The organism is Sinorhizobium sp. GQ132 (genome assembly GCF_059758575.1).
Map to the genome: position 1 here is coordinate 1 of NZ_JCAXDX010000045.1, position 843 is coordinate 843.

General features: G+C 45.1%; 1 protein-coding gene. It reads right to left on the reverse strand.

What is annotated here, in order from left to right; genetic code table 11:
- Positions 1 to 743: hypothetical protein (locus AC6CIG_RS29630; protein WP_498324376.1), on the reverse strand; the 743-nt coding region annotated here is incomplete at its 3' end.
- Positions 744 to 843 lie beyond the last annotated feature (100 nt).

The window sequence follows — 843 nt, forward strand, 5'->3', positions numbered from 1 at the left end:
ATCTTCTGGGCAAACTCCTCTTGCAAAGCATCGAAGGTCGTGAGCGCGGGAGCTTCTAACAAAGGCTGTCGTTGCAGCTTAAACCATTTTCCCTCGCCGTCAGTATCGTCGCAGACCTCGAGATTCTTGAAGATTCCCCGGAAAGTGAACGGCACCCCTTCTCTCGATCTTACGAAGCAAAAAATCGGTCGCTCTGGATTTGCGATAATTAGTTGGTTTGAACTCGACTTAGTGGAAATTGTTCCTAATTTTGATTGGAGATATGACTTTAGCAGTTCATTAGTTTTCAGCCATTCGTTCTTATATTTTTTTCCACCGATGGTTGTCTTTAATAAGATGGCGTCCTGCCCTCCGCTGGTTTTTACAGCAAGTATGCCTCCTGACCGGTTGTCATAAGTTTGCGCAATGATGCTTATGTCAAACGATGAGTATTCACCACCAATTACAAGGCGATCGACAAATATCCTGTCATTTTCCTGTCCAAATTGCTTAAGAAACGCCGGCGTTATATCTTCGAATGTTTTAAATCCGGCTTCTTTCAACCGGTATGCTGTCTTTGAGTGAAGGCTATTTCTACTGAAACGGAGGAGGTATGCCTCTAGATCTCCGAGTGACTTGAAATGGTTAATCCACATCCGGGTGTGGTTAATGGTTGAAACTAGTTCCTGTGGTGCTCCCTTTGTCAAAACAGGCTCAAAAATCGCTTCGTTCAGGAAAGCAATTGCTTCATCCAATTTACTCATGCGGCTTCTCGGCGTTCGGTGGCATCTGGAAGATTGTTGAGAGAAGATCCAATTAAAGGTGCGAATTTTCCGTTAGCAGCCCTTGCTGTCGGACCCAGCG